The organism is Ignatzschineria sp. PL_is040, from assembly GCF_055813795.1.
On sequence record NZ_JBVPGU010000001.1, the window covers coordinates 152,012 to 172,247 of the forward strand.

Genomic DNA, 20,236 nt, shown 5'->3' on the forward strand with positions numbered 1-20,236 from the left:
CGATCATCAAAAATTAAAAATAGAGAAAATAGTTTTTGATTGAGTAAAAAAAGAGAAACCCCGACAAGATGACTTGTTGGGGTTTTTTTAGAGCTTTTTATAGCTTTTGATACCATTTTTTATTTTACGGTTTTATTCTACAGAACTCTCTGATCAGTTTGCCACTATATTGACTAAGCGGTTAGGCACGACGATAATTCTGCGAATCTCACCTTCAATAAATTTAGCCGCATTCTCATTTGCAAGAGCTGCTTTTTCTATCTCCTCTTTTGAGGCAGAGGCTGGAACAATAATCTCTCCTCTTAAGCGGCCATTAACTTGCACCATATATTTCACTTCATCAGAGACTAATGCTTCCGCAACAACTTCAGGAAGTGGATGGTTAAGAATATCATCGCCAAACAATGTCTCCCAGATCGTGTGTGTAATATGGGGAACAATAGGACTCAGTAGGCGAAGCATAATAGAGAAGCCTTCCTGTTTAACTGCCGCTTCATCTCTAGAGTCACCCAATTTACCTAAAATATTGAGCATAATCATATTAGCAGAGATGACGGTGTTAAAGTGGAATCGCTCATAATCGTAGAGTGCTTTCTTTAGCTCTTGATGAATCTCGCGACGGGCATCTTTAGCGTTCTTTTCTGTTAATACTTCACAGCTGAGGGTTAAATCTTTTAAGATCGCCTGATTCTCATAAGCGAAGTTCCAAACACGACGTAAGAAGCGATCTGCACCTTCTAGACCAGATGCTGACCATTCAAGTGTCTGCTCAGGAGGAGAAGTAAACATCATAAAGAGACGCGAGACATCTGCACCATACTCTTTAACAATCGCTTCCGGGTCAACCCCATTATTTTTCGATTTACCCATCTTTTGGATGCCATAATAGGTAACAGGTTCACCATCTGCTTTTAAGAAATACTCTTTCTCACCATTATTTTCACGAACTTCAACATCTTTAATATTGAACCACTCGTAGCCTTTTGAGCTATGGCGGAAGAATGAAGGAGAAACAACCATTCCTTGAGTTAAGAGTGCCTTGAAGGGTTCAGGGCCCACTTTTTCAATATCGCCTAATAAACCTTCATTACGCATTAGCTTATGGAAGAAGCGTGAGTAGAGAAGGTGGAGGATGGCATGCTCAACACCCCCAATATATTGGTCAACAGGAAGCCATGCTGTTGCCGCTTCAGGGTCGATCATTCCTTTCTCATAATTGCTACATGCAAAACGAGCGTAATACCAAGAGGACTCAACAAAAGTATCCATTGTGTCAGTTTCGCGCTCAGCTGCACCACCACATTTTGGACATGCTACATTTTTGAAAGAGTCTAATTTATTAAGTGGGTTTCCACTTCCATCAGGAATACAGTCGGTCGGTAGGACGACGGGCAGATCTTTTTCAGGAACAGGTACTTCGCCACAGCTTGGGCAGTTGATGATAGGAATTGGGCAACCCCAGTAGCGTTGTCGTGAAATTCCCCAGTCGCGTAAGCGATATTGCGTCTTCGGTTTACCTAAACCTTTAGACTCTAATGCTGTACCAATTTTACTAAAGGCTTCTTCAAAATTAAGACCATCAAACTCACCAGAATTGATCAATGTGCCATGTTCTGCGAGTGACTCATGCCATGTATCGGTGCTGATGTCCCCATTTTCTGGTTTGATAACAACTTTGATAGGGAGGTTATACTTTTTAGCAAAGGCAAAATCACGAGCATCATGTGCCGGAACGGCCATTACCGCGCCATCACCATAAGCCATTAAGACATAGTTAGCGACCCAGATCTCAACCTTTTCACCTGTTAGGGGGTGGGTTGCAAATTCCCCAGTTGGCATTCCTTTTGCTTCTTGTGTTGCAAAGTCAGCTTCACTAGTGCCTGTTTTTTGACATTCTTTAATAAACTCTGCTAATTGAGGATTCTTTTCTGCTGCTTTTGCGGCAATAGGATGCTCAGGAGCGACTGCAACATAGGTAACACCCATCAATGTGTCGGGGCGAGTAGTGAAGACATTAAATTGCCCACCTTCATGGAGGAATGTTACCTCCATCCCTTCAGAGCGCCCAATCCAATTTGCCTGCATTGTTCTGACTTGCTCAGGCCACTCTTCTAAAAGTGCGAGATCTTCCAATAACTCATCGGCATAATCGGTAATTTTGAAGTAGTACATAGGGATCTCACGGCGCTCCACAAGTGCATCAGAACGCCAGCCACGCCCATCAATAACCTGCTCATTAGCAAGTACTGTTTGATCTACAGGGTCCCAATTAACGATCCCTTTTTTACGATAGATAACCCCTTTTTTATAGAGTTGGAGGAAGAACCATTGCTCCCAACCATAATATTCAGGATCGCAAGTAGAGAATTCGCGAGACCAATCGAAGCCAAATCCAAGCTCTCTAAATTGTTTACGCATATAGACAATATTCTTCTGCGTCCAATCATTAGGAGAGACCTTGTTATCGATCGCCGCATTTTCAGCCGGCATCCCAAATGCATCCCAACCAATTGGTTGCATGACATTGTAGCCACTCATCTTTTTATAGCGTGTGATAACGTCACCAATGGTGTAGTTACGGACATGGCCCATATGGAGTCTACCGGATGGGTAGGGGAACATCGAAAGACAGTAGTAATTTGGCTTATCGGTTTTATCTTCTACTTTAAAAGAAGCATTCTTTTCCCAAAATTCTTGCGCTGATGCTTCAATTACGGCCGCTTCGTAGGTTGGTTTCATTCAAAAAAATCCTTTATTTTATAGTCATTTAATAAAGTTTAAATAGGGTTTAAATAGAGTTTAATCGTCTTTAAGCAGAGTTTTAATACTCAGTTTTTAGTACTCAAATGTGCTTAACAAGCTTAATATTAATAATTTTTAATAATTTCGCTAACGATATCGTTAAATATTGTTTAAAGCTGCCACTAGACAGTTTGATACAGATTTTTCGATTATACATTTTAATCCTAGTTTAGGACCTAAATTCTGAATCCTAAATCCTAAATCCTAAATCCTGAATCTCGGAGGAATATCTATCAATGTATGGCGATGCATCTATCTTGATAGATCAAATATATTGTTGCATCTATATATTGGTATCAATTGTAGGTTTTAGTCAGCAGTTTTCGGGCAAATAATCTAGAAAGCATGTAAAAACCGCTACTAAAGTAGTGTTGAAAATGGTGGTAATATGCCACTTTCTACAGCTATTTTTTGATTTCGTTATTATACACTATGTTTTGGCCCTTTTGTCCTATTGGCTCGGGAACTTTCTAAGAAATGTTCAGTCGTTTCTTGGTGAATGTTGTTATAATAAAGAGCTTGCCTTATCTTATTTGAATATTAGGAATCATCATATTATGAGCAGTCAGCCTACGTTAGTCGTTGAAAATATCCATAAGTCTTTTGGGGATAGAGAGATCTTAAAAGGGATCTCATTGACCTTAAATAAGGGAGATGTTGTCTCGATGTTAGGGGCTTCTGGCTCCGGTAAGAGTACTTTTTTACGATGTATTAATTTGTTGGAGAATCCAGATCAAGGAGAGATAACGCTCAATGGCGAGAAGCTCATTTTAGTACCAGGGCCTGATGGTTTAGTGGCAAAAGATCCTAAAGCATTACAGAAGATGCGTACTGAATTAGGGATGGTATTCCAAAACTTTAATCTTTGGGGCCATATGACGGTGCTTGAGAATATGATCGAAGCCCCTATTCATGTTTTAGGGCTCTCAAAAAGGGAAGCAAAAGAGCGCGCTTTAGCGCTTTTGGCTAAAGTAGGGATGAGTGAGCGAGTGAATGATTATCCTATTTCCTTATCAGGTGGGCAGCAGCAACGTGTTGCAATTGCGCGCGCTTTAGCGATGGAGCCGAGCGTTATTCTCTTTGATGAGCCGACATCAGCACTTGATCCAGAATTAGTGCATGAGGTATTAACAGTGATGCAAGATTTAGCAAAAGAGGGGATGACGATGATTGTTGTTACCCATGAGATGGATTTTGCGCGTAATGTTTCCAATCGTGTCGTCTTCTTCCATGAAGGTAAAATTGAAGAGGAGGGAGCGCCCCATGAACTCTTTACGAATCCTCAGTCAGATCGCTTTAAGCAATTTATTAAGCATTATAATCGTTAGAAATTCTCCTTTTGAGGGTATAAAGAATTACCAATTAAAGGCTCTTTGTGAGCCTTTTTCATTTCTGATGTAGCATCCTGTTATAGAGATAACTGTTATAGAGATAATTATGAAATCAATATTAGAAAGTTTTGGGATTGATCCATTTATGAAACAGCGCGATGATCAGCAAAATCATGCTTTGCAAAAGGGATCAATAGGGAAGAGCGACTCTAAGTTACCGACTAAACCCCAATTTTCAGGAATTATCTATCTCGACTATGCGGCAACGACGCCGGTTGATCCAGAGGTGATCGACTCGATGGTCAGCGCAATGGAGTGTGATTGGGCAAATGTAGGAAGCCCTCATGAATTGGGGATGTTGGCTAAACAGAGAATTGAGGATGCGCTTTCAGAGATAGCGGCACATTTTAATCTCCAAAGAGATGAGATTATTATTACAAGTGGTGCGACTGAGTCGATTAATCATGCGCTAAAAGGGGTATTGATGGCGCAAAAGAAACGGGAAATTATTACGACTACGATCGAGCATAAAGCTACACTCAATACGCTCCAAGCATTGATGAAACAGGGATATCGTGCAAAATTTATTGCACCTAATGCGGAGAGAGTCATTACTACGGAGATGATTGAGTCTGCAATTACCGAGGAGACAGCATTAATTTCACTCATTTGGGTGAATAATGAGACAGGCGATAAATTACCTGTTGAAGAGATTGCGCAGATCGCGCGTCGATATAAGATTCCGATCCATATTGATGCAACACAGGCTGCGCCCCATTTTCAATTTGATGCGACACAATTTGATCTAGTGAGTCTTTCAGCTCATAAATGTTATGGCCCTAAAGGAATAGGGTTACTCTATCGACGTGCATTTCCCAAGTTGCCGATGAGACCTCTCATAGATGGTAGCGGAGGACAAATGGCGTTGCGGGCGGGGACGATGATGAATGAGTCGATTATCGGATTTGCTAAAGCGCTTAATCTCATTGCCCAGCGTTGGGAAGATGAGCGTCATCGCTTAGTTCGATTAGAGAGTCTTCTTCTGAAGCAATTGCTCCCTTATGGCGTTGAGGTCAATAGTGCATCCCCTTTAGCTGAACGAGAGCCTGGGGTGCTCAATCTTTATATCCCTCACGTTCACGCAGATGCCTTGATGGCATTAACCCCTAAAGTGGCGGTAGCAAAGGGTTCTGCGTGTAATAGTGATAGTTCACTCCCCTCTTATGTATTAACTGAGATGGGATATAGTGATCGACGAGCACTCTCATCAATACGAGTGAGTGTTGGGCGCTTTACAACAGAAGAGGAGGTCTTAACTGCCGGAAATTATTTGAGAGAAGCTATCGCGTTTTTACAAAGTCTTGCATTAGGAGAGCCGACTGCATGGTATGGAGAATATAATCTTTATGATAGTGATATCTCTTCCATTTTAACGCCGGAATTGGTGGTGGAAAGTTGTGAGGATTATCAGGAGAATAAAATACCTGCAGAGCCTCTACTTGTTATTGATGAACCTCACTATCAATTAGCGCTATATGGTTCGGTAGATGTGCTTGAAGTGGATGATGGGAAGATCTTAAAACTACAAGATATTACGGCAAAAGTGTATGGCGCACCTTTCTATTTAGCGCTCTTTAATGAACTTATTAAGACTTTAAGAGAATCGTCATTGACGCCTAATCTCTCATTAGAGACCCTTTTAGGGAGAAGAATTCCAGCACAATATCTACGTGACTCTCTACAAATTGAGAAGGCATTGCGGAGTTTTGTCAATGAGTCTTTATAAGAGTGAAGGCTTAGGTAGAAACTAGAAACTAGAAACTTAAAAATAAAAATTAAAAAAGAGACATTGAAAAAGAGAAATTGAAAAAGAAGAGCTGAAAAAGAGAAACCCCATTAAAAAATGGGGTTTTTCATTGATATGAGATTTTTTTGAAGTTTTTATCTTCTATCTATTTCGTACTTATCTTACTCGCGCGCTTATCTTACTCGTAAGACTTTCCAAGTTGAGTAGAGGTATTGCATCATTGACCAGAGTGTTAAGACGGTTGCAATAATTAAGAAGATAATGCCGAGTTCATAGAGCGGTATGCCGAAAAGAGGTTTTTCGTAGAGGATAAAGGTAATTGCCCCCATCTGAAAAGCCGTTTTCCATTTGCCGATCCAAGAGACAGCAACGACCCCTCTCTCTCCCATGCTGGCCATCCACTCTCGAAGTGCAGAGATAGTGATTTCACGGCTGATAATAATCATTACAGAGAGTGTGAGATACCACTTATGGGGATCATGATCGATAATTGCAATGAGCGCTACTGCAACAAGGAGCTTATCTGCAACAGGATCTAAAAAGGCGCCAAAACTAGAGGTTTGGTTCCATTTTCTCGCAAGATAACCGTCTAGCCAATCTGTTAATGAGGCGGCCATAAAAAGGAGCGTCAATACAATATTTTTATTGGGAGTATCGAGAAAGTAACAGAGAATAAAGACAGGAATCGCAACGACTCGTGTCCAGGTGATGAGGCTAGGAAGGTTCATACTTAGATTAACTCCTCGAGAACATTTTAATAGGCACCTCGGTTATTATAACAAACTTTTTTAAAATTTATTTAATTGCGCAAAAGCCCCATAAAATCTAGCAAGAGCTATTTTTTTTTGTTAAAATAAGCCACTTTTTAAATTGCTGTTCTTGGAGAGAGACATATGCTTAGAATAATGGAAAAAGGTTTAACCTTTGACGATGTATTATTAGTACCTGATTACTCTGAAGTTCTTCCGAGAGATGTGTCACTCAGGACACAACTTACTCAAAAAATAGCGCTCAATATTCCGCTTCTTTCGGCGGCGATGGATACCGTAACAGAGAGTAAAATGGCAATTGCACTTGCACAGCAAGGTGGAATTGGCATTATTCATAAAAATTTAACCCCAGCAGAGCAGGCAAGACAAGTTCGTAAGGTTAAAAATTTTGAGAGTGGTGTTTTAACAGATCCGATCACAGTCACTACGGAGTGTACATTAGAAGAGGTGCGTAATATTATGCGTAACCGAAGCATCTCTAGTGTACCGGTACTTTCAACGGATGGAAAAGTAGCCGGTATTATTACAACGCGTGACTTACGTTTCCAGACCGATTTAAATAAAAATATAACAGAGGCGATGACGAACCGTGATCGCCTTATTACTATCCATGAAGGGGCAACGCGTGAAGAGATCATTGAGCGTCTTCGTTCGCACCGTTTAGAGCGTCTAGTGGTTGTTAATGATAATAATGAGCTTCGTGGCTTAATCACTGTAAAAGATCTTTCCCATACTGATACGCACCCTAATGCGGTGATGGATGATGAAGAGCGCCTACTTTGTGGTGCTGCGGTCGGGGCTGGTGATGGTACAGAAGAGCGTATCGAGCAATTAGTTGATGTTGGTGTTGATGTTATTATTGTTGATACCGCCCATGGTCATTCAAAAGGGGTTATTGATCGTGTTCGCTGGGTTAAACAACATTATCCTGATCTGCAGATTATTAGCGGAAACATTGCAACAGCAGAAGCGGCAAAAGCATTAATGCAAGCAGGAACAGATGGCGTTAAAGTAGGGATTGGTCCAGGATCTATCTGTACTACACGTATCGTTGCCGGAATTGGCTTCCCGCAAGTCAGCGCAATTGCCAATGTGGCGGCAGCTCTTAGAGGAAGTGGTATTCCTGTGATCGCAGATGGCGGGGTTCGTTATTCAGGCGATATGGCGAAAGCATTAGCAGCCGGGGCAAACTCTATCATGGTGGGTTCTATTCTTGCAGGAACGGATGAGTCTCCTGGTGAGATTGAGTTCTACCAAGGAAGAGCGTACAAATCATATCGTGGAATGGGTTCACTAGGCGCAATGAGTGCCGGTTCATCTGACCGCTATTTCCAAGAAGGATCAAGCGCTGATAAATTAGTGCCGGAAGGTATTGAAGGGCGAGTAGCTTATAAAGGCTCTGCTGCACCTATTATTCATCAATTGATGGGTGGAATTCGTGCGGGAATGGGGTATGTTGGTTGTGCAACGATTGAAGAGATGAATACAAAACCTCGTTTTGTAGAGATTACAAGCGCAGGTATGAATGAATCTCACGTGCATGATGTCACCATTACAAAAGAGGCACCAAACTACTCACGTTAATCACGACTCTCATTACTATTATCATTATCATCATAACTATATCAGCCATGCATATTAATTATGAATATATGAGTATATGAGTGTATGGATATATGGATTATCCACTTATGAGCTGTGAAAGATGGGAAGATTAGTATTAAAGCTCTTTTCAGAGCTTATCAATCACTTCTGATTCTCATGCTGATTAGCAACTATTCTATATTCGCAAGAGTGATTAAAAGTGGTGATTTTAGTTGGGTAATTTCTATAAAATAGTGGATAATAGAAGAGTAAAGTAGTTTGTAGATTCGCATTTGCGAATTTGCGCTAAAAATCTCGGGGAGAGATCCTCGAGATTTTTGAGTTTTTAGAAAAACGAGTAAAAATACCGGCAATGAGGTTCTTCTGGGTCTTCTTTTGACTCATAAAGAGAGGAGAACTCAATTGTCATAACTAAGATGGGGTGAAAGGATTGAATCGAAGAAGTCATCCTTTCGGATATTGTAAACCATGATTTAAAGTAGAAGATATAATGACAAAAGAGACTGTAGTGAACGATCACGAGCATAATGAGAATCATCTAATTACAGAGCGCCGCGAAAAGCTTGCGAAGATTCGTGAGTCGAAACCGGTGGCATTCCCTAATCACTTTAGAAAAGATACCGATGCAAAAGCACTTCATCAAGAGATGGAAGGGCTTGATCGTGAGGCGCTAAAGGAGAAGGGTAAGATTGTTAAGATGGCCGGTCGTATCGTTGCTAAGCGTCTTTTTGGTAAGGGTGGCTTTATCAGTCTGCGTGATCAGACCGGTGATATTCAGATATTTGTGAATACCAGTTTAATTGGGGTTGAGGCCTTTGAAGAATTTAAGACCTGGGATATTGGTGATATCGTTGCCGTGGAGGGTGAAGTCTCCCGCTCAGATAAAGGGGAGTTGACCGTAAGAGCGAATCAGTTAATTTTATTAACAAAATCGTTGCGCCCATTGCCGGATAAATTCCACGGGCTAACTGATGTTGAAGCACGTTATCGTAAACGTTACCTCGATCTTATTATGAATGAGTCCTCTCGTGAGACCTTCCGTAAACGCAACTTAATTTTACGAACCATCCGTAACTTTATGGATGAGTGGGGTTTTGAAGAGGTGGAAACACCGATGATGCACCCTATTCCAGGCGGTGCAAATGCACAACCCTTTGTAACGCATCACAATGCATTAGATATGGAGTTTTATCTCCGTATTGCACCGGAACTCTATCTTAAGAGATTAATTGTTGGTGGTATGGAACGAGTCTATGAGATTAATCGTAACTTCCGCAATGAAGGCGTTTCTACACGGCATAATCCTGAATTTACAATGATGGAGTGGTATTGGGCATATGCAGATTACAAAGATATGATGGATATGACCGAGGCGATGATGCGTAAAGTTGCCTTAGAGGTGAATGGCTCGACAGAAGTTCCTTATCAAGGATATACATTAGATTTTGGTAAGCCATCATTGAGAATGACGGTCCAAGAATCTATTTTGAAATATTGTGAAGAGGCGAAAGATTACGACCTCGATACAAGGGAAGGAGTTGCGGCATTAGCAGACCTCTACCATATTAAATATCAAGATAGCGATTGCTGGGGTAAAATCTTGATGGAGATTTTTGATGAGAAGGTTGAAGAGAATTTGATGCAACCAACCTTTATCACAGGTTATCCGCTTGCAGTATCGCCTTTGGCAAGAAAGAATGATGAAAACCCATTAATTACTGATCGGTTTGAGTATTTTATTGGTGGACGAGAAGTCGGTAATGGCTATTCGGAGCTTAATGATGCGGAAGATCAGCATGAGCGCTTTATCTCTCAGGTAGCAGATAAAGAATCAGGGGATGATGAAGCGATGCATTATGATAAAGATTTCGTAACGGCGCTTGAATATGGTATGCCACCAACAGGTGGGGAAGGAATAGGTATCGATCGATTAGTGATGATCTTTACAGATTCCCCATCAATTCGTGATGTATTACTCTTTCCCCATATGCGTATGCGTGATTGATTAGTTGATTAATTGATTGATATAACATGTATTCTGTATCAGGGTAATAAGAGCAGAGATCTTCAAACTTCAATGATCTCAGTAAAAGATAAGTAATAGTGATCCCTTTTCATAAGTATGAGAAGGGATTTTTTATTGCCATAATAACAACTTCATTATCTCGATTTATGATATGATTATTTTCACGGCCTACTATTTCTATATGTAGCACCATTAATAGGGGAGAGCTTCTGGCCGTATTTTGAGTATCTACTCACTAATTTTCTCATCTATTTATCAATAGTGGTTGTAATCTATTCGATCTGTCGAAGTTATAGATAATCTCTAGATCACATATAGTAATAGGCTCATCAAGAGCAGATCTTATTTATATTGAAGATGGCGCGTAGCTTGATAACTACCCCATAATGAAAGAGATTAAAAAAGATAGAATGAAAGCGAAAGCCTCGATATATGCCCACACAGCTCAGGCAAAAGTGATGCAGGCATTAACGATTTTCCTCTTTACCGTCATTGTCATGGCGATAGCAGCAAAGTTTGATTCCCCTATCCCCCTTCTTACATACCTTATTTTAGCGCTATTTATCTACTACATTGGAGATATGAGAGCAGCGCTCTATACCGATCGTTTACGCGTACGGGCTACTTTAGGGAAGAGAAGAGAGTATCTCTTTTCTCAAGGAAAATTTTGGCTTGAATCGAAGCCTTCACTCTTTGCTAAATTATTCGGTTCTGAAGAAGGTTTGCGAATTGTTTATCAAGAGGAGGGGAAAAGAGCGGTTGTTGTGATGAATGAGCTCTTTTCAGATCAAGATTTAAGGGAGCTTTATGCAGAGATTGATCAGCTCCAAAGGGCATATGCGCAAAAAGATGAAGTCACTATGTTAGGGTAGCGATCTATTTTTTCAGACTTCTAAATACATTTTATGAGATGTAAAAAGCCCATCATATGATGGGCTTTTTAGTGGGTTGGTCGTCTCTTCACGACTCTACTAAATTTGGAATCAAGATAAAGCAATTACGAAACTTAAGCTCTATTTTGATAGTTGATAATAAAATAATAATCTCAAAATTGGGTCAATTAAGATGACTCTTTGTAGTGATTATGAGAATTGTACGAAGTTTTTCATCTCTTCAAACCAGTTGAATCCACCGCCTTTATACCAAACTTGTTCGGTGTTTTCATCAACTCTTATAATGGTATCCCACTGTTCATTTCTCATTAGTAAGCTACCAACATCTACAACATGACCGTTTCTATCGATTGGTTGTTTTTTAATCATAATTTTCTCCTAATTTTTTCTTGTTATTACCATAGGAATTAGCAACGCCTGATTAAGGAGCGTGCTACTTGAAAAGATCTACTTATCTGTTTAATCAATTATTTTGACTCACAAATATTTAATAGATCTCAAACAATCTAACCTGTTTAATGCAATTTGTACATATTAATTTTTTTATTAGTTGATTAATATTCACTAATAAAGTAGAACAGACCCGTTTTTTAGGGGTATGTAACATCTCTCTATACCGAAAAGATCTTTTTAAATTTTTTAAATTCTTATTAAACAGCATCAAGTTTTTAAAAGAAGGGTAAAGCATAGCGCGCTTCAATCTTCTATTTGATGATCTATCTAGTTTCCCAGTACCCACTGTGTCGGTGTAAATGAAATAATATTGACAAAGTAGGCTTGCTACATCATTGCTTGTAATCGTTGAGTAGCAGTTGTTTTGGTAATATGGGTATGTTTTATATAACTTATATCAATGTATTAATGTATTAATGTATTAAATATACAAAAAATATATATAACTATGTAACTTTATAAAGATAAATAAAATAAGTTTATCGGGTTAAATTTAAATTTATTTTTAATCTTATGATTTCTTCTAATATTTCAATTTTAATCTCTACTAGCAACTTCACCCTACAGTTATCAATTTTATATTATGAGAGTGGCAACACAAGGGGCGTGTAGATACTGTTTTATTAAAGAATGTTTCTCATTATAGGAAGTGGCTTAGGCGATGTCAATATATACCTATAATATCTCTATCGTTTATATTCTCATACTGTAGAGAAATCTGTCGATTATTTTGTTTAGCGATTGCCATCATGATCATTTTTGATATACTTCACAAACGCTAAAAAAAGCAGAGGTATTAGCGCAACCCTCTATAAAAAACTAAGGAGATTCCCTATGAATCAAAATCGTGCGATCGTCGTATTTAGTGGCGGTCAAGATAGTACAACCTGTCTATTTTGGGCAAAAGAGCGATTTGAAGATGTTATCGCATTAACGTTTGATTATGGACAGCGTCATAGTAATGAAGTAGATCATGCAAGAGCGATTGCCGAGGAGCTTGGTATTGAGCTTATTGTTTTTGAATTAGATCTCTTTTCTCGATTAACTAAAAATGCCCTCACAGATGAGAGTCTTGCAATTGAGAGTCATGATGGTGAACCGCCATCAACATTTGTTCCTGGGCGTAATCATCTTTTCTTCTCTATCGCCGCAATGGTGGCTTATCAGCGGATGGCGAAACATATTGTTGTCGGAGTCAGTGAAACCGACTTTAGTGGCTACCCAGATTGTCGAGATAACTTTATTAAATCATTAAATGTGACCCTTAATTTAGCAATGGATGCAGCTTTTGAGCTTCATACCCCCTTGATGTGGCGTGATAAAGCGGAAGTTTGGGCATTGGCTGATGAGTTAGGTGCGTTTGATTATGTACGAGAGAGAACACTCACCTGTTATAACGGTATCCCTGCATCGGGTTGTGGAGAATGTCCCGCCTGTATTTTACGAAATAATGGTTTAAATCATTATCTCGCTCAGCGTAAGGAGAAGTAATGTTACAACAATTTTATCCTACGCCGGCACATAGTTTTCGCCATAAGCTCAAGATATGCATTTTGCAGCGGCTCATTTTATTCCAAATGAGCTAGCTGGTGTCTGTCAAAGAGTTTATGGCCATACTTACTTTGCGAATATTACCGTTGTCGGTAATGAGTTAGATGAGTGTGGATTTTTAATCAACTTTCAGACTTTAAAGGTATTACTTCACGGTGCCTATGATCATACATTGATGAATGATCATCCTGATTTTTATCATGAGCCTCCTTCAACAGAAGTGGTTGCGAAGATGGCATGGCAACGAATTCAGAAGGCTTTAGATCAAGAGCCTCATCAGTCACGGTGCATACAGGTTTTAATTAGTGAAACACCGACCAGTTATGTGCGTTATCTTCCACAAGAGGAGGATTTTAGATAAATCTTCCTGTCTTAGAGATCTTTGGACCGACCATTCAGGGTGAAGGGATGGTGATTGGTCGTAAAACCTGTTTTGTCAGATTAGCAGCTTGTGATTATCAGTGTGTTTGGTGTGATTCTAAATTTACTTGGGATGGTTCTATTAAGCCTGATTTGATGAGTATAGAAGAGATTGTTGCCGCTGTGGTAAAACTTGCTGACAATAGGACAGATCACATTACGATTAGTGGTGGTAATCCGGCGCTCTATAAAGGATTGTCGGAACTAGTTTTACAATTGCAAAATAGGGGATATCAAGTCGCTATTGAGACACAAGGATCTAAATGGAATGAGGCTCTTCTGCTGATTGACGAGGTGACGCTCTCTCCTAAGCCACCATCGAGTAAAATGGCGACTGATTTTCCCCTTTTATCAGAGATCATTATAAGATTATCAGGACGAAATATCTCCCTGAAAGTTGTTGTTTTTGATGAAAGAGATCTGCAATATGCTGAAGAGATCCATCCGCGTTATCCAGAGATACCTCTCTTTTTACAGGTTGGAAATGATCAGATGACTTTGGAAGATGAGGCTGCGACGGCGAGATATCTTCTAACTCGCTACAGTGAGCTTGTTGAGGTTGTGATGGCTTCAACAATTTTGAAAAATGTTCGTGTTCTCCCACAGCTTCATGCGCTATTGTGGGGAAATCGTCGCGGTGTGTAGATTAAAGTGCCGGAAGTAGTAGTGAGAAGATCTCATCATCTGATTCAAAGAGCCCAGGACGCCAATCATTAGGGTCGGAGAGAGAGATCGTTACAAGATAGGAGTAGAGAAGGAAAGCTCGTTGTGCAGCTTCCTTTTCGCTATATCCAAGGGATTCTATTAGCTCTTCAATGTAGTTGAGTCGAAATTGATCCACCTCTTCCATCATTTTCCGTGCCATCTTATCTCGTCTTGCCCATGCCCTAATTGCAAGTTCAAAGTCGGCAGCCCCTTTTGCAGAATCTCCACGAGTTGGGAGATTAAAGATAATTGCTAGCTGCTGTTTCGGTGGGTAGTGGGTGTTTTTTAAACGACGAATAACTTGATCAGTTGCTCGACTCTTCCAATCGAGCAAAATCTCTTGGAGCAGCTCATTTCTCCCTTTGAAATGATGGTAGAAACTTCCGCGAGTAATGCCGATATTTTGCGCTAATGTCTCGACACGAACCGAATCAATACCGCTCTTAATAAGCATCTGTTGGCCCGCTTTAATCCAATCATTGCGAGAAAGTGGAGTGGATACTTTACGTGTCATAAATGATCTATACCTTATTTGCTTGGTTCTTTAAATGCCCCTATTACGCTGTAATTATAATCTTGTAATGGGAGCTGAGTAGTAAGAGCCGCGATAGGATTTTTTAGAAAATGAGATTTCTATTGAAGGCTTTTAGTTCGGTTACCAATTTTATCGGGCAATTATCATTTCATAAATAGCGTTTAAAGGCGAATATTTAAATTGACTTTGATCAAACAATAGCCAAAACAAGCAAAACATACACTACTGTATTGACAGCTATCAAAGATCTTGCTTAATATGACAAACATACAGTCGTGTATGGTTCTGTCGGTTACCTGTTTTGATTATTTGCTACTAAGGCAGATGTTAAGCACTGTTTTAAGGAGTATCGGGAGTTAGAAAAGCTGCCGAAAGTGACTAAAAATCGACTCGATAACGAGTGAGAAGCTCGATAAGAAGCCAACAGATTAACCAGAGATAGCGATATCACTTTAAATAACAACATAGTAGATAACAAAATTAGAGAGCAGAAGCATTCTTCGTCTTGAAAATCGAAAGCAAAGATTGAAATCAAAGATCAAGATCAAGATCAGGTCAAGATCGAGATTAGATTAAGAATGGGGATTGGAATCGGGGAGCTTTAAATATCTCTTCGCAATAAGATCAGGACTTCTGCCCTAAATATGCACAGAGGGAGGATATAAGCATGCAAGGAATAGGCAAAAGTATTTTAGCAGCAGATCATCAGACAAATTATCACGAAAGTGGGAGTGGTGAGCCACTCTTCCTACTTCATGGATCAGGCCCGGGTGTATCAGGCTGGACTAACTGGTCTAAGACAATTTCCCATTTTGATGATCGCTGGCGCGTTATTGTGCCGGATATCGCTGGATTTGGATTTACTGAATTTAAAGAGGGCGCTAAATATGACATTAAATTATGGGTTAATCATCTCATCGGCATTATGGATGCTCTAGGAATTGAGAAAGCCTCTTTTGTCGGTAACTCTTTTGGGGGTGCTGTTGCAATCGGTTTAGCACTCTTTGATCCGAGCCGTGTTGATAAATTGATTTTATTGGGAACGCCGGCAGGAGAGTTTGAGCAGACACCCGGTTTGCGTGGCGCATGGACCTATGAACCATCTGTTGAAAATATGCGTTCATTGATGGAACTCTTTCCCTATGATAAGGGGCAAATTACTGAAGAATTGGTAATGGCTCGTTATGAGGCATCAGCAAGAGAGGGAGCGCAAGAAGCATTACGTAAATTATTACCGAAGCCGAAAGAGGATGGAGTCACGATGGTTCGTGGTTTCCCCGCTAAATATTTGGAAAATATTCAAGCGCCAACCTTAGTTGTTCATGGACGTGAAGATAAGGTTGTTCCTCCAGAGTGTGGATTATTATTAGCGAATAGTATCCCTAATGCAGACCTCTACCTCTTTGGTCAATGTGGTCATTGGGTTCAATCAGAGCAGACAGAGAAATTTGTCTCTATCGTTAGAAGTTTTTTAGGGGCGTAGGGTGATATGAGTCGAAATGTATTAGAGCGTGTGCTCTGGCATCTCTCTGTTGAGAGGCCGGCAAAAGAGCGTTTTAAAGAAGATCCCGTGCGTTACCTCTCTCGTTTTGATTTAACAGATGAAGAGAAGCAGATGGTGATGGAGTTTGATGTCGCTTCATTACAGAAATTAGGGGTTAACCCCATGTTAACAATGGGGTATTGGCAAGAGCTTTCCCCTACTCGCAGTATGCGTCTCTACAAAGAGAAACTTGGTGCAGAAGCAGATCAGATTAACGCATTTTCAGCAGCATTGAAGGAGTAGCGCAATGGCTAAAATAGTTGGTGGATTTTGGGTACCTCATGACCCAGTAATGTTTGTAGCGCCAGATGCTCCTGCAGATAAGGATGTTGCGGCGCGTATGTGGCAGGCTTATGAGACTTGTGGTCAGAAAATGGCTGAATTAGATGCCACAGCTGCCATTATTGTGGGGAATGATCACTATATTCTTTTTGGAACGAACTGTCTTCCTCGATATCTCATTGGGACAGGTGATGTTGATGGTCCTATTGAGAATTTGAGGGGCTTAGAGCGTGGTGTGATTAAAAATCATGAAGCTTTAGCGCAACATATTGTTAAACAGGGTGATCAGGAGAATTTTGATTGGTCGGTAGCACGAAGCTTTACAGTAGATCATGCGTTTTCAATACCCCATCAATATGTTGTTGAAGTTGCTGAGAAGGCACTCAATAGAACAATTCCTACGATACCGATCTATATTGCTAGTGGCGTTGATCCTTTTATCTCTCTTAAGCGTAGCCGTGAATTGGGTGAGCATATCTTAAGAGCAGTTGAGAGTTTTCCAGAAGATGAGCGTGTTGTCATTATTGGCAGTGGCGGTATTAGCCATTGGGTGGGGACTGTCGAGATGGGGAAAGTTGCAGAAGATTTTGACCAGGAGATTTTAGATCTCGGCGTCAATGGCGATTTAGAGGGATTATCTCGTTATAGCAATGAAGAGATTTTGGAGCGCGGGGGCAATGGGGCGATGGAGATCCGTAATCTTCTTTGTGCATTAGCTGCTGTTCCTAATCGAAAAGGGGAGATTATCGATTATGCACCTGTTCCAGAATGGGTGACAGGTCTAGGTTTTTTACAAATTCATGCAGATCAAGTAGGAGGAGAGTAATGTCAAAGGTCTTACTATGTCGTGAGGATGAGTTGACACCGGGATCTTTAAAGAAGGTGCAAAATGAAGTTGTTGGAGATCTATGTGTCTACAACTTAGATGGTGAATATTTTGCAACATTAGATATGTGTACCCATGCAACGGCTTCATTAGCTGAAGGGTTCATTGAAGATGATCTGATCACCTGTCCAGTTCATTGGGGACAGTTTAATATCAAGACGGGAGAAGCGGTGGCATTTCCTTGTGAAAAGCATCTCCAGACGTTTAAGATCGTGGTGGAAAATGGGGAGGTTTTTGCTGATTTAGAATCCCCATCGCCAGAGGCGATCGAAGCTAATATTGTGAGTTAATTCTTTAAAGCAGTTATAGCGTTTAAGGGATCAATATGAGATCAATATATTTACCCAAGATATATCTAATTGAGATATGTCTAATCAATAATGAAACTAAGAAATAGATCTTAATCATAAAGATCTAAATAATCAAAAGTTAAATAATCAGAAAAGATCGAGATAGTGAGTTTTAAATATCGTTCGATGAATAGAAACCACTGTGGAAAAATCTTATGGAGGAAAAAATGAGAGAAAGAAGTAAATTGCGGGCGTTAGAGCCAACACCAGTTTTAGGAGAGTTAGATCGACTCTGCGATATGGAAGAGGGGCGTCTTGCCGGCAAGATATTTTGGGATCAGGAGATCTATGAGCAGGAGCTTGAAAAGATTTTTGCTCGCTGCTGGCTCTTTGTGGCGCATGAGTCACAAATCCCTAATCCTGGCGATTATCTAACTACAACGATGGGCGAAGATGAAGTATTAGTTGTCCGTCAAAGAGATGGATCGATTAAGGCTTTCCTCAATGCTTGTCCTCATCGTGGTAATAAAGTCTGTTTTGCGGAAGCGGGTAATGCCCGAGGTTTTATCTGTAACTACCATGGTTGGTCTTTTGGTCCTGATGGCGCTTTAAGAGGTGTTCATGAATCAGATATCTATGAAGAGAGTGATTTTGATAAATCTCAACATGGCTTAAGAGAGGTCGCTCAGATCGATTCTTATAAAGGTCTGGTTTTTGCAACTTTTGATCCAGACGCACCAACGCTACGAGAGTATTTAGGTGAGATTACTTGGTATCTTGATTCACTTCTTGATAATGATGAAGGTGGAACTGAATTTGTAGGAGGATGTATCCGTTCTACGATTGAGTGTAACTGGAAACTTGCAGCAGAGAACTTTGTTGCTGATATTCTCCATGCAGGTTGGACACATGACTCTGCAGCAAGAGCGATGTTAGGAGGTCCTGTTGCTAAGGTAAGCGATTTCCCTGAGTCTTATCAAGTGAATTGGAACGGTCACGGTTATGAGTTTGCGCTCGACTTTGTTGGAAATGCTGCCGTTTTAGGTGAGAGAGCAATTAATAAGTATCTCCATCTTCACCGTCCAGCTGCAGAGGAGCGTTTAGGGAAATTCCGCGCATCGATGATCGGTGCTGTCTCCTCTTCAACGATCTTTCCTAACTTCTCCTTCCTTCCTGGGCAAAATACAATTCGTGTTTGGCAGCCAAGAGGTCCTAATAAAATCGATCTCTATACCTGGGTGATTGTTAATAAAAATGCACCTGAAGAGATTAAAGAGATGTGGCGAAAAGGCGCAATGATGACCTTCTCACCAACAGGTGTCTTTGAGATGGATGATGGTGAAAACTGGGAGTATTGTACGAAGACAAGCCGTGGTGCTGTGACACGTTATCAAGATCTCTATATTGGTCTAGGGATGAATACGAAAGTTGAAGATCCTGAAATCCCAGGAAATGTCTTTAAAGGGCAGATCAACGAAGCGAATGCGAGAGCATATTATCAACGTTGGAAAGATCTGTTACAGGCAGAGAGCTGGGATGAAGTTCCTGATCGCAATGGCAAGATGAAGTAGGAGGATACGATGAGTAGAGAAGAGAGACAATATGCAGATTTAGAGCAGATTCGAGAAGTAGAGCGTTTCCTCTATAGAGAGGCAAGATTACTTGACTGGGAATGTTGGGATGATTGGCTCGCAACGCTTTCAGAAGAGATACACTACTGGATGCCGGGAATTGAAAATCGTCGACGTGAGGATAAGCTCGGTCAATATAGTATAGAGCATATGGCCTATTTTGATGATGGATTGCGTGATCTTAATCGTCGAATTGAGCGTTTTAAGCAGCCTACGGCTTGGGCAGAAAATCCACGAACACGTAATGTTCATCTGATTACCAATATTGAAGTATTTCAGGGAGAGAATGAAGGGGAGTTTGAGGTTCATTCCTGCTTCACAAATGTTCGTAGTCGTGGGTTAGATGAAGAGTATACTCTTGCGGGAAGAAGAGAAGATATTCTCCGTTATGAAGCAGGTGAGCTAAAGCTCTATCGCCGGAAGATTTTAATTCCAAATGCCTCATTACTCTTTAAGAACCTTAATACCTTCTTATAAAGATTATATGAGTTATAGGTATGTATGAGTTATATGAGTTGGATGAAAATTGGTTAAGAGTTTGTTAAAAACTTACTCTCGACCTGTCACTAACTCATTAGTAACTCATTAGTAACTCATTAATAACTAATTAAAAATGACTCAAATACTCGCTAGAGAGCTCTAAAGTGACTTTGATGCTCGATGTAACTTTGTTCGCTTATGAGTCATGGATTTATAGATCATAAAT

17 protein-coding genes and 1 pseudogene are annotated in these 20,236 nt (G+C 40.3%); 14 read left to right on the forward strand and 4 right to left on the reverse strand.

What is annotated here, in order from left to right; all coding sequences use genetic code 11:
- Positions 1–153 precede the first annotated feature (153 nt).
- Positions 154–2,739, reverse strand: coding sequence for a leucine--tRNA ligase (gene leuS / locus AC0SAP_RS00620; RefSeq protein WP_473382370.1), 2,586 nt, complete (start codon positions 2,737–2,739; stop codon positions 154–156).
- A 620-nt stretch (positions 2,740–3,359) separates the two neighbouring features.
- Between leuS and AC0SAP_RS00625 the strand changes: the two genes are divergently transcribed.
- Entirely contained in the window at positions 3,360–4,130 is a 771-nt protein-coding gene (locus AC0SAP_RS00625; protein ID WP_094568189.1) for an ABC transporter ATP-binding protein, read from the forward strand.
- 109 nt (positions 4,131–4,239) lie between these two features.
- Positions 4,240–5,919, forward strand: coding sequence for a cysteine desulfurase family protein (locus AC0SAP_RS00630; RefSeq protein WP_473382372.1), 1,680 nt, complete (start codon positions 4,240–4,242; stop codon positions 5,917–5,919).
- Positions 5,920–6,113: 194 nt separating this feature from the next.
- On the opposite strand, the gene pgsA is transcribed toward AC0SAP_RS00630, so the two are convergent.
- Positions 6,114–6,668, reverse strand: coding sequence for a CDP-diacylglycerol--glycerol-3-phosphate 3-phosphatidyltransferase (gene pgsA, locus AC0SAP_RS00635; RefSeq protein WP_094568187.1), 555 nt, complete (start codon positions 6,666–6,668; stop codon positions 6,114–6,116).
- Between the two features lie 165 nt (positions 6,669–6,833).
- On the opposite strand from pgsA, the gene guaB reads away from it, so the two are divergent.
- The 3 genes from guaB (at position 6,834) to AC0SAP_RS00650 (ending at position 11,213) form a co-directional block, all read left to right on the forward strand.
- Positions 6,834–8,294 (forward strand): IMP dehydrogenase, encoded by a 1,461-nt coding sequence (gene guaB / locus AC0SAP_RS00640; RefSeq protein ID WP_286479041.1) that lies wholly within the window; start codon positions 6,834–6,836, stop codon positions 8,292–8,294.
- A gap of 511 nt (positions 8,295–8,805) precedes the next feature.
- Positions 8,806–10,320, forward strand: a complete 1,515-nt coding sequence (gene lysS / locus AC0SAP_RS00645; RefSeq protein ID WP_286479044.1) for a lysine--tRNA ligase — start codon at positions 8,806–8,808, stop codon at positions 10,318–10,320.
- A 431-nt stretch (positions 10,321–10,751) separates the two neighbouring features.
- On the forward strand, positions 10,752–11,213 hold the full coding sequence (locus tag AC0SAP_RS00650) for a hypothetical protein (RefSeq protein ID WP_133243668.1): 462 nt from the start codon (positions 10,752–10,754) through the stop codon (positions 11,211–11,213).
- A gap of 210 nt (positions 11,214–11,423) precedes the next feature.
- Here the strand turns inward: AC0SAP_RS00650 and AC0SAP_RS00655 are convergent, their stop codons facing one another.
- Positions 11,424–11,603, reverse strand: coding sequence for a hypothetical protein (locus AC0SAP_RS00655; protein WP_094568183.1), 180 nt, complete (start codon positions 11,601–11,603; stop codon positions 11,424–11,426).
- Positions 11,604–12,521: 918 nt separating this feature from the next.
- Between AC0SAP_RS00655 and queC the strand changes: the two genes are divergently transcribed.
- The 3 genes and pseudogenes from queC (at position 12,522) to queE (ending at position 14,303) form a co-directional block, all read left to right on the forward strand.
- On the forward strand, positions 12,522–13,178 hold the full coding sequence (queC, locus tag AC0SAP_RS00660; RefSeq protein WP_286479049.1) for a 7-cyano-7-deazaguanine synthase QueC: 657 nt from the start codon (positions 12,522–12,524) through the stop codon (positions 13,176–13,178).
- Positions 13,178–13,599: pseudogene (locus AC0SAP_RS00665) on the forward strand (6-pyruvoyl trahydropterin synthase family protein). Before queC ends, AC0SAP_RS00665 begins: the two are co-directional and overlap by 1 nt.
- Positions 13,596–14,303, forward strand: coding sequence for a 7-carboxy-7-deazaguanine synthase QueE (gene queE / locus AC0SAP_RS00670; protein WP_473382968.1), 708 nt, complete (start codon positions 13,596–13,598; stop codon positions 14,301–14,303). The pseudogene AC0SAP_RS00665 and the gene queE overlap by 4 nt, the downstream one beginning before the upstream one ends.
- A 1-nt stretch (position 14,304) precedes the next feature.
- Here queE and AC0SAP_RS00675 read toward each other — a convergent pair whose 3' ends face one another.
- Positions 14,305–14,877 carry a TetR/AcrR family transcriptional regulator gene (locus tag AC0SAP_RS00675; RefSeq protein WP_109235347.1) on the reverse strand — a complete coding sequence of 191 codons (573 nt, stop codon included), beginning with the start codon at positions 14,875–14,877 and terminating at the stop codon, positions 14,305–14,307.
- A 688-nt stretch (positions 14,878–15,565) separates the two neighbouring features.
- On the opposite strand from AC0SAP_RS00675, the gene AC0SAP_RS00680 reads away from it, so the two are divergent.
- The 6 genes from AC0SAP_RS00680 (at position 15,566) to AC0SAP_RS00705 (ending at position 20,007) form a co-directional block, all read left to right on the forward strand.
- Positions 15,566–16,381, forward strand: coding sequence for an alpha/beta fold hydrolase (locus AC0SAP_RS00680; protein ID WP_109235348.1), 816 nt, complete (start codon positions 15,566–15,568; stop codon positions 16,379–16,381).
- A gap of 6 nt (positions 16,382–16,387) precedes the next feature.
- Positions 16,388–16,684 carry an extradiol ring-cleavage dioxygenase gene (locus AC0SAP_RS00685; protein ID WP_109235349.1) on the forward strand — a complete coding sequence of 99 codons (297 nt, stop codon included), beginning with the start codon at positions 16,388–16,390 and terminating at the stop codon, positions 16,682–16,684.
- Between the two features lie 4 nt (positions 16,685–16,688).
- On the forward strand, positions 16,689–17,549 hold the full coding sequence (locus AC0SAP_RS00690; RefSeq protein WP_473382374.1) for a DODA-type extradiol aromatic ring-opening family dioxygenase: 861 nt from the start codon (positions 16,689–16,691) through the stop codon (positions 17,547–17,549).
- Positions 17,549–17,899 (forward strand): non-heme iron oxygenase ferredoxin subunit, encoded by a 351-nt coding sequence (locus AC0SAP_RS00695; RefSeq protein WP_109235351.1) that lies wholly within the window; start codon positions 17,549–17,551, stop codon positions 17,897–17,899. The genes AC0SAP_RS00690 and AC0SAP_RS00695 overlap by 1 nt, the downstream gene beginning before the upstream one ends.
- Positions 17,900–18,126: 227 nt before the next feature.
- A complete protein-coding gene (locus AC0SAP_RS00700) occupies positions 18,127–19,470 on the forward strand; it encodes an aromatic ring-hydroxylating oxygenase subunit alpha (RefSeq protein WP_109235352.1) in 1,344 nt (447 codons plus the stop codon).
- A 9-nt stretch (positions 19,471–19,479) separates the two neighbouring features.
- Positions 19,480–20,007: a 3-phenylpropionate/cinnamic acid dioxygenase subunit beta gene (locus AC0SAP_RS00705; RefSeq protein WP_109235353.1), complete on the forward strand. Its 528-nt coding sequence runs from the start codon at positions 19,480–19,482 to the stop codon at positions 20,005–20,007.
- Positions 20,008–20,236 lie beyond the last annotated feature (229 nt).